Source organism: Methylomagnum sp., assembly GCF_054333355.1.
This window is the reverse complement of sequence record NZ_JBTEKS010000146.1, coordinates 1-9,737: the sequence shown is the minus strand read 5'-3', so window position 1 is coordinate 9,737 and position 9,737 is coordinate 1. Positions and strand designations below refer to the sequence as shown.

General features: G+C 60.0%; 8 protein-coding genes. All 8 read right to left on the bottom strand.

The window, feature by feature from the left end; translation table 11 throughout:
* Nucleotides 1-98: 98 nt before the first annotated feature.
* A complete protein-coding gene (gene lspA / locus ACXWUF_RS12325; RefSeq protein ID WP_458494965.1) occupies nucleotides 99-563 on the bottom strand; it encodes a signal peptidase II in 465 nt (154 codons plus the stop codon).
* Between the two features lie 2 nt (nucleotides 564-565).
* A complete protein-coding gene (gene ileS, locus ACXWUF_RS12320) occupies nucleotides 566-3,388 on the bottom strand; it encodes an isoleucine--tRNA ligase (RefSeq protein WP_458494964.1) in 2,823 nt (940 codons plus the stop codon).
* Nucleotides 3,389-3,468: 80 nt separating this feature from the next.
* On the bottom strand, nucleotides 3,469-3,699 hold the full coding sequence (locus tag ACXWUF_RS12315; protein WP_458498703.1) for a hypothetical protein: 231 nt from the start codon (nucleotides 3,697-3,699) through the stop codon (nucleotides 3,469-3,471).
* 10 nt (nucleotides 3,700-3,709) lie between these two features.
* The gene (locus ACXWUF_RS12310; protein ID WP_458494962.1) at nucleotides 3,710-3,997 is read right to left on the bottom strand and encodes a BrnT family toxin; all 288 of its coding nucleotides are present in this window, start codon (nucleotides 3,995-3,997) and stop codon (nucleotides 3,710-3,712) included.
* Nucleotides 3,998-4,015: 18 nt separating this feature from the next.
* Nucleotides 4,016-4,975 carry a bifunctional riboflavin kinase/FAD synthetase gene (gene ribF, locus ACXWUF_RS12305; RefSeq protein WP_458494961.1) on the bottom strand — a complete coding sequence of 320 codons (960 nt, stop codon included), beginning with the start codon at nucleotides 4,973-4,975 and terminating at the stop codon, nucleotides 4,016-4,018.
* A 148-nt stretch (nucleotides 4,976-5,123) separates the two neighbouring features.
* Nucleotides 5,124-6,677, bottom strand: coding sequence for a murein biosynthesis integral membrane protein MurJ (gene murJ / locus ACXWUF_RS12300; RefSeq protein WP_458494966.1), 1,554 nt, complete (start codon nucleotides 6,675-6,677; stop codon nucleotides 5,124-5,126).
* Between the two features lie 137 nt (nucleotides 6,678-6,814).
* Entirely contained in the window at nucleotides 6,815-9,148 is a 2,334-nt protein-coding gene (locus ACXWUF_RS12295) for a S8 family peptidase (protein ID WP_458494960.1), read from the bottom strand.
* A gap of 182 nt (nucleotides 9,149-9,330) precedes the next feature.
* A partial coding sequence (locus ACXWUF_RS12290) for an AAA family ATPase (protein WP_458494959.1) occupies nucleotides 9,331-9,737 on the bottom strand: 407 nt, incomplete at its 5' end.

Here is a 9,737-nt window from a genome sequence, read left to right as displayed (position 1 = left end):
GCTCAGCGAGCGGCGGAAGCCGGAAAGCCTCTAAACCGAAAAAAGGGATAACATCGCTCCAAGCGATGTTATCCCTATCAGCCCGCCCAACCAGAACATCACGCCGGGCGGCGCGGCCAGAACGAGTCAATCAGCAGCATCGCCACCCCCACCGTGATGGCGGAATCGGCCACGTTGAACGCCGGCCAGTGCCATTCGCCGTAGTACACGTCGAGGAAGTCGATCACATAGCCGTACAAAGTGCGGTCGATCAGATTGCCCAGCGCCCCGCCCAAGACCAGCGCCCAAGCCGCCGCTTCCCAGCGCTGCTCCGGCTTGAGCTTGTTCAGCCAATAGCAAATCAGCCCGCTAGCCACCGCCGCCAGCCCTATGAAGAACCAGCGTTGCCAGCCGCCCGCCCCGGCCAGGAAGCTGAACGCCGCGCCCTGATTACGTAGATAAGTGAGCTGAAAGAACGGTATCAGCTCGATGGATTGATAAAGCCGCATGGACGCATCGACCAGTATCTTCGTCAATTGGTCGAGGGCGACCACGCCCACGGAAAGCCACAGCCAACGCAGCATGGTTAGGCGTACCGACGGGTTTCGCCAGCGCCGACCACATTCTCCACGCAGCGGCCACAGATGTCCGGGTGATCGGGATGGACGCCCACGTCGTGGCGGTGATGCCAGCAGCGCACGCACTTGGTGTGCGCGGACGCCGTGACCTTGATTTCCAGCCCGTCGATGTCGGTGGGCAATGCCCCCGCCGCGCCGTCCTTCGGCAGCACCCGCACATCCGAGGCGATGAACACGAAGCGCAATTCCTCGCCGATGCGGGACAGCGATTCAAAGACGGCCTCGTCGCCATACAGCTCGACTTCCGCATCCAGCGACGAGCCGATGTCGCCCTTGATCCGCAGCACTTCCATCTCCTTGCTCACGGCCTCGCGGACTTTCAGCGCGAAGTTCCAGAACTCGTGGTCGTAGGGCGTGCCCTCGTCCAGCGGGAACAAACCTTCGTACCACGTTTCCAGGAACACCGACTCGCTCCGCTGGCCCGGCAGGTAACGCCAGATTTCGTCCGCCGTGAAGCTGAGGATCGGCGCCAGCCAACGCACCAAGGCTTCGGCGATGTGGAACATGGCGGTCTGCCCGGAACGGCGGGCGAGGCTGTCCTCCCGGCAGGTGTACTGGCGGTCCTTCAACACGTCGAGGTAGAAGCTGCCCAAATCCACCGAGCAGAAGTGATGGACCTTCTGATAAACCCGGTGGAATTGATAGGTCTCGTAAGCCTCCGTGACCTCTTGCTGCAACTGCCAAGCGCGGTCCACGGCCCAGCGGTCCAGCGCCAGCATGTCCGCCGGGGCGACCACATGGGCGGCGGGATCGAATCCGGCCAGATTCGCCAAGAGATAACGGGCCGTGTTACGCAGGCGGCGGTAGACATCGGCGGCGCGCTTGAGGATTTCGTCGGAAACGCTCATCTCCGCTTCATAATCGCTGGACGCCACCCACAACCGCAGCACGTCCGCGCCCAGATTCTGCATCACCTTTTGCGGCGCGACCACGTTGCCCTTGGATTTCGACATCTTCTTGCCCTGCGCGTCCACCACGAAGCCGTGGGTCAGCACTTGGCGGTACGGGGTGTGGCCGTTGATGGCGACCGCCGCCAGCAAAGACGATTGGAACCAGCCGCGATGCTGGTCCGAGCCTTCCAAATAGAGGTCCGCCGGGTAGTGCAGTTGCTCGCGGCGGTTCAGCACGGCGAAATGGGTCACGCCGGAATCGAACCACACGTCCAGGGTGTCGCCGATCTTGCGGTAGTGCGCGGCCTCCTCGCCCAAGATTTCGGCGGGGTCCAGATCGAACCACGCATCAATGCCACGCGCCTCGATCCGCTTCGCCACCTGCTCGACCAGTGCCAGCGTGTTCGGGTGGAGCTCCTCGGTTTCCCGATGCACGAACAAGGCAATCGGCACACCCCAATTCCTCTGGCGGGACACGCACCAGTCCGGGCGGTTCGCCACCATGCCCTCGATGCGGGCCTGCCCCCAATCGGGAATCCATTGCACCTGGCCGATTTCCTCCAGGGCGGCGCGGCGGAGGTGGTTCGCCTCCATGCCGATGAACCATTGCGGCGTGGCCCGGAAGATGACCGGCGTCTTGTGCCGCCAGCAGTGGGGATAGCTGTGGTCGATGCGGGCCTCGTGCAGCAGGGTGCCGTGTTCTTTCAGCACCTCGATGACGTGCGGATTGGCGCTCATCACATGCTCGCCCGCGAACAAGGGCGTGTTGGGTAGGAACTTGCCGTCGTCGCCGACCGGGTTGTCCACCGGCAGGCCGTAGACCTGGCCGACCACATAGTCTTCCTGGCCGTGGCCGGGGGCGGTGTGGACGGCGCCAGTGCCCGCGTCGAGCGTCACATGGTCGCCCAGGATGATGGGCACCAGCCGGTCATAGAAGGGATGGCGCAGCTTCAAGCCCTCCAGCTCGGAACCCTTGCAGTACGCCACCACCCGGTAATTCTCAATGCCAGCCCGCAGCATCACGTCCTTCATCAAGGCGTCGGCCAGCACCAGCCGCTCGTCCTGGTCGGGGCAATCCACCACCGCGTATTCCACATCCGGTCCCAGCGCCACCGCCTGATTGGCGGGCAGGGTCCAGGGCGTGGTGGTCCAGATCACCACGGAAATCGGTCCCGACCCCACATGGCCCGGCACGCTGTGGCAACGGCGGATCAAATCGGCCCCGTCCAGCACCCGGAACTTCACGTCGATGGCGGGCGAGCGCTTGTTCTCGTATTCCACCTCGGCTTCCGCCAGGGCCGAGCCGCAATCGGTACACCAGTGGACCGGCTTGGCGCCCTTGGTCAGATGGCCGTTGGCGCAGATGCGCCCGAGCGCCCGCACGATGTCGGCCTCGAACTTGAAATCCATGGTGAGATAGGGATTCTCCCACTCGCCGAACACGCCCAGCCGGATGAACTCCTTGCGCTGGATGTCCACCTGCGCGGCGGCATAAGCCCGGCACGCCTTGCGGAATTCGCCCGGCGGCACCTTCACCCCGGCCTTGCCGATCTTCTTCTCCACCATCAACTCGATGGGCAGCCCGTGGCAATCCCAGCCCGGCACGTAGGGCGCGTCGAACCCGGCCAGCCCCTTGCTCTTGACGATGATGTCCTTCAACACCTTGTTGACGGCGTGGCCGATGTGAATCTCGCCATTGGCGTAGGGCGGGCCGTCGTGTAACACGAAGCGCGGACGGCCCTGGAACGCCTCGCGAATTTTCTGGTACAGCCCGGTCTGTTGCCATTGTTCGATCCGCTCCGGCTCGCGCTGGGGCAGATTGGCCTTCATGGGGAAATCGGTGGTCGGGAGGTTGAGGGTGGATTTATAGTCGGTGGTCATGGTTCAAAAATGGTCTGGATTGGTCTCTATACTGCTATTCGTTAGTGTTGGGTTCTTTATTACTGATTCCGCAACCTAACCTACGGGTTCTGGGCTAACTTTTCCCGGTGGGTTTCCGCATATAGCCGCAAGGCTATCGCCATTTGATTTTCGGCCTCTTCACCCTGATTTTGAAACCATTTGAGCGTATCGGTGTCGAGTCTCACCGCAACCACGGGTTTGTCGGTGGCTGGCAGCTTCAACGCGGCTTTGGCGAAAAAGTCGGCGGACAGCGGCGGAATATCCGAGGTATCAATATCCTCGTCCGCCATCGCATCTATCCTAGCCCAATCTGTTTTTGAGATAGTGTTCATACAGTTTTCTCTCGTGTGATAAGGCTTTTCGCAATGAAATGATTCGGATGGTATCGGCAGCAGGTTCGGCATAGACAACCACAACCACGCGCTCATTCAATAATCCTATGCCGATCCAACGATCCTCGCCGTAATCCTCGCGCTCATCCAGCGCCGTGAAAACGGGTAACTCGAATATCCTGTGGGCGTCGGCAAAATCAAAACCATGTTTGGCGATATTGATTTGATTTTTTGTCTCGTTCCACTCGAAAGTCATAGTCGATGGATTCTTGATTTATCGAGCCTTATAAACCGAGCCATCGCCACTCGCCCCAAAAAACGCCCGCGCCGCCGCCACATCGTTCTCGATCTGGGCTTTGAGTTCGGGGAGTCCGGGAAAGCGCCGTTCGTCCCGCAGCTTCCGGTGAAACACCACTTCGACCAGCCGTCCGTAGACATCGCCGGCGAAGTCGAGCAAGTGGGTTTCCAGCAACACGGTCTGCCCGCCCGCCACCGTGGGACGAACGCCTACGTTGGCGACACCGGGCCGGGACCGTTCGCCGAGTCCCGCCATTGTAACGGCAAAGACCCCCCGCACCGGAGAATTTTTCCGTCGCATCAATAGGTTGGCGGTGGGGAAGCCTATCGTGCGGCCCAATTTTTCGCCGTGGGCGATGCGTCCGCAAATCGAAAAGGGCCGACCCAGCAATTGTTCGGCCCGCTCCAAATCACCCACCGCCAACGCCTCGCGAATCAAGGTGCTGCTGACCCGCTCGCCATCCAGAATGACCGAGGGCGTGTCCACCACCTCGAAGCCGCGCTCCCGCCCCACCTCGCGCAGCAGGGCGAAATCGCCCCGGCGGTTCTTGCCGAAGCGGAAGTCGTCGCCGATCACCAGATATTTCACCCGCAGGGCGTTCAGCAGAATGTCGTCGATGAAGGTTTCCGGCGGCAGGTTGGCGGTGTGCTGGCTGAACCGCAGCAACAGCACCGCGTCCACCGGCAATTCCCGCAGCCGGTCGAGCTTTTCCCGCAACCGCATCAAGCGGGGCGGGGCGTTGGCGGGATCGAAATATTCGCGGGGCTGCGGCTCGAACAGCACCACGCAGACCGGCAGGCCCAGACGGCGCCCGGCCTCCGCGAGGGTGTCGATGACCGCCCGGTGCCCGATATGAACGCCGTCGAAATTGCCAATGGTGGCGACACAACCAGCCTCGCCGAGACTCAGGCGGGCGGGGTTTTGAATCAACCGCATATCAGGCTCGTAGTCCCGCCTTCAGGCGGTTTTGGCTGTAGAAAGAGCCGCCTGAAGCCTGTCCCGAGCGAAGTCGAAGGGGCGGGACTACACAACGTTTGGTTGGGTGTTTTTAAATTAAAGGCTGTCTTTAAGCGCATGGGAGAGGTTATTTTTCAGGAAGCAAAACATGCCGGGGCCGCAGCCCCATAACGGCGAGGGTCAGCACATAGGCGGCGAAACCCACGGCGATCCACACCCCTAAGTTTAAAACCCGTTCCGCCGACGCCCAAGCCTGCCAAGGGTGATGCCCCGCCGCGTACACCAACACCGCCGCCATCACGGCATTGCCCACCACCAGGCCCGCCGCGAACCGGAACCAGCCGGGTTGGGGCCGATAAATACCGTCCCGCATCAGCTTGACCAGCAATAGCATCGCGTTGACCAGCGCCGACAGCGACACCGCCAGCGCCAGCCCGGCGTGTTCCCACCCGGCGGGGGCGATGGCGAACACCAGCAACAAGCTCAGCGCGACATTGACGACGACGGCATAAACCCCGTAGCGGGCGGGCGTGGCGAGGTCTTGACGGGCGCTGAATCCCGGCACCAGCACCTTCACCCCGACGAAGCCGATCAATCCCACCGCATAAGCCATCAAGCTGCGGGCCGCCATGGTGGCGTCATGGGCGGAGAAGTGGTCGTACTGGAACAGCGTGAAAATCAGCGGTTCGGCCAGCAGCGCCAGTCCCAGCGTGGCGGGCACGCCGATGAGGGCCACCCAGCGCAAGGCCCAATCCACCGAATGGGAAAACGCCTCCCGCGCCTCGCCCGCGTGGTGTTTCGACAAATGCGGCAGGATCACCGTGCCGATGGCGACACCGAAAATCCCCAGCGGAAACTCCACCAGCCGATCCGAGTAGTACAGCCAGGACACGCTGCCGGACACCAGGAAGGACGCGATGAGGGTGTTAATCAACAGATTCAATTGCCCCACCGAACCGCCGAAAATCGCCGGGGCCATCAACCGCATGACCCGCCGCACGCCGGGATCGTCGAAGGCCAGCCGGGGCCGGGGCAATAGCCCGAGCCGGACCAGGGCGGGAATCTGGATGGCGAGTTGCACCGCGCCCGCCAGCAGCACGCCGAAGGCCAGCGCCATGACCGGCGACTCCAACTGCGGGGCCAGCCAGACGGCGGCGGAGATCATCACCAGATTGAGGAAGACCGGCGTCGCGGCGGGCAGGGCGAAATGCCCCCAGGTGTTGAGGATGCCGCCGGAAAACGCCGTCAGGCAGATGAAAAACAGATAGGGGAAGGTGACGCGCAGCATTTCGACGCTGAGGCCGTACTGTTCGGGGTTCTGGTAGAAGCCCGGCGCGAACAGCAGGATCAGCAGCGGCGCGGCCACCATGCCCGCACCCGAGAGCAAGGCCAGCACCAGCGCGAAGGTACCGGCGGTGTTATCGAGAAACTCCCGGAGTTCGTTCGGCGTGTGGCGCTCGCGGTATTCCGACAGCACCGGCACGAAGGCTTGGGAGAAGGCGCCCTCCGCGAACAAGCGGCGCAGGAAGTTCGGCACCTTGAAGGCCACGAAGAAGGCGTCGGTCCCGGCGTCCGCCCCGAAATAGCGGGCGATGACCATATCCCGCACGAAGCCGAGAATCCGGGACGCCAGCGTCATCCCGCCCACGACGGCGGTGGATTTGAGAAGGTGCTTGCTCAGGGTGGAAACCGGGGCTGGGTTGATGGAGCGGGCTAGTATGCCGTCGTGGTGGGGAGAATCAATGGGGGAAGGCTATCCATATTCATGGCGAGCTTTCCGCTGATTGCCAAATAAGAATTTGAGGAACCAGTAGACGTTTATGTCATTACTGGAATGGCAACGAGATTCTCAACAATGCTATAGAGGTCAACGTCCGTTTCCGGCGTGCGTATTGAAACCACCAGTGCGTAACGCGCTTTTTTATCGTAGCGCTCCAGCTTCTTCCGCGTTCTCCACCAACCCGCGACGGGGTAAACAGCCAATACCCCGCGTTCGGCGAGTGCCGCCGCTGTGCCCGCCCAAGTATCGGAATGCAACGAACCCAAGTGACGTAAGTTTGAACCGAGTTGCCAACCGTGATCTGAGCTACCGCCGGTATAGCTTCCCTCCTCTTCGTCCCGTACCCGTTGGTTAATGCGGGCGCGAAAGTCATTCACGGTATCGGTCGGGCGCTTCACGTCGAACCTCAAGCCGTGGGATTCATAGCGATAACGCCCGCCCGCACCACGCTCGACAATGCCTGGACTTGGCTCGATGAAATACGACAGGGTGACTCGCATTTCCACCGAGGCTTCGCCTAAACTCCGCAACGCTTCGTCCGGCCATGGCAACGTATGCAGGTGCATATCCCGCAATTTCGGTTCATCCTTGCCCTCACGCATGAAAGGTTGCAAATGGTCTTGAACGATCAAGGTCAGTGAATTGGAAGCGCTCCATAAGGCGCGTTCAAGACTGGGCACGCCAAAGCCGCAATGTCGGATCAAATTTACATAATCGCCTTTCCGTCGTTGAGGATTCAGGAAATCGGCTTGCATTTGCTCGCTCCATTCCGCCGAATGCACGATGAGCGCCCGTACAGTTTCCGGCCAGAAGTTGGGATATTCCCCCATCAGTTGAGCCGCCATCCGGGAACACAAAGCCGTGGCGGCACTGGTGGCATTAGTGGTGGTCAATAAGCGCGAACCAAGCTCGTGAGAGGTCGTCAGCAAATTGAGGCTGTGCATTGTCACCGGCCCAATGGCGTTCTTAGCCACATTGCCGCCCTCGAAAACAACGTCGGGTTTTAAAGGCCAGTGCTTTTGCCAACATACCGAGGTGGTGCTGAACGGACTTAACCCACCCGCCGGGGCAATCGCCGAAAACCCGTTGGCATCCATCTCAGTGATGCGCGTTTTCTCGGTGTAAGCGCCGACGGTCAGGATATTCCAAGCTTGACCGGGGTCATGAATGCTGTCCGTTGTGTTGCTGGCGGGATAATCCGACCACGCGTCATGCGCCCCAAAGCCATCAATGTTGCCGCCCGACACGACGATCAGACGAGGCGATAAACCTTCCCCTTCCATGTCACACGCCAACGAATCCAACGTAGAAGACCAAGCGGAAGGTTTGCCCCGATCCCGGTTGTCTTTGGCTGTCACCGCCATATTGAAGACACGCTTACGATCCGGCGCGGTGATTTCCGGCCTAGAAACCGCTTCGATTGTTAGGCGTCCATGATGATGCTTTTCTACGTTGCCGCCGTTGTGCGGGAGCAACTTCACGGATTCCAGGCGATGGCTCAAAGTCACCGGGTTGGAGTCTTCCAGCGCCTCGGTCAAATCACCCCAAGCCACGACGCCAGCCATCTCCGTGCCATGCCCCTCTTGGTCGGCACTTCCCCAAGCAGGCTCGATGGTGTGCAAATCCATAGGGTTTAGAATCGGTTCCAGTAATGGATGTCCTTGATTGACTCCGGTATCGAGTAGGCAAACATAGGGCGCATTTTCTTCCGGCCAATGTGTCCGGCCAAGTAAATCGTCCACCCATTCACGTTGCTCTGCCGGTTGCATGGAATCGAAGAATTCGGCGGTTTCCTTGGCCCGTCTGAGTTCCGCCACGCTGTTGAGTAGCAGCACGGATTGCTGGATTTGCCGTTGAGTTCCCTCCATAAGAAGAACCGTGCGCTCAGGGAACCACAACTCGTCAGGCGAGAGCTTGAACCCAATTTGCCCGGCGATAGTACGAAAGTGGCAGGTAGCCTGCCGATCTTCCGCTACCGGCAACCAGACCTCCCACCAAATCAGTTCTTCCTCTGTCGCCGGGAGGGCCGATGGATCATCGGTCCATAGCTCATTGAAAGCGGCAGCGCGGATTTCTTGAATAGTATTGAGGAGCGCTTTATGGTCGATGGGATCACCTTTGCGATTTTTGCGCTCAGCCAGATATTCCTGAATTTTCTTTTCAAAAACATCAAGCTTCCCGTCAGGCACAAATACGGTAGCGTAAGTGCGGTTGTCGGCACGCCGCACATTTCGCAGTTCAATTCCCGCCCGGACATCGGAAAGGCTTTGGATTGCCAGTTCTATATCTGGAAAGCTGGAGAATTGAACCTGCAATCCCAAACCGGCAGTCATTCCTGCCTGTTCCTGTTGGCGTTTGGCGGTTTCTGCCACCTGTCGGACTTGGGACAATTGGCTCAGTAAGGCTTGACCGTGAGAGTGCCGGTCCAAGTTGGGCAGATTTGGGGCAGATATCACCCGCAATCTAGGGCGGTAAAGCTCGGTTTGGGCGGTATTTGAAAGAAGGAAATGAGGGCGACGGGGAGGCTGGCTTCCATCCATAAGCGGCAATACTGTTACGGGTTAGGGGCAAATATCTTACACCTCCTCATGGCCTGCCGCTCTTCCAACATTTTTTTTAAATCACCAGAGGTCAAGACCGAACGGTCATGGATAACGGCGTCTTTAATCGCCTCCTGGACCGCACGGGTTAATTCGGCATGGCTCAAACCATCCGCCAGTTCGGCCAAACTAGCCCAAACCGGCTTAGTAATCTTGAAACCCGCTAGCTTGGCTTTTAGCACTTCAACGATTTGCGCCCGGCCCGGCAAACTATATTCGATGACATCGTCAAAACGGCGGAATAGTGCGTAATCCAGGGCTTGCGGGTGGTTGGTGGCGGCAACGATAACGCTATTGGATTCGTCCCGCTCAAGCATCTGCAAGAAACTATTGAGCACCCGCCGGATTTCGCCCACGTCAT